This window comes from Stenotrophomonas sp. Steno-Z1 (genome assembly GCF_056393175.1).
On sequence record NZ_JBWJPB010000030.1, the window covers coordinates 1 to 280 of the forward strand.

The 280-nt window shown below is 69.6% G+C and carries 1 protein-coding gene; it reads right to left on the minus strand.

Annotated elements, in window-relative coordinates:
• Nucleotides 1-280: SIS domain-containing protein (locus AC06FD_RS20465; RefSeq protein ID WP_478078738.1), on the minus strand; the 280-nt coding region annotated here is incomplete at both ends.

Here is a 280-nt window from a genome sequence, read left to right on the forward strand (position 1 = left end):
GGCCGCGATCTGCGGTTCCATGTTGAGCGCGTGCTGCACGCTGCCCGGCAGGAAGCGCAGCTGCTCCAGGTACGCCGCTTCCTGCGCGGCGTCCACGCGGCCGTGCAGCTTGCCCAGCACCACGGTCAACTGGAACAACGCCGCCAGCTGGGTGGTGAAGGCCTTGGTCGAGGCCACGCCGATCTCGGCGCCGGCGCGGGTGTAGCAGACCAGCTCGCTGGCGCGCGGGATCGCGCTTTCCGGCACGTTGCAGATCGACAGCGTATGCAGGTGGCCCAGT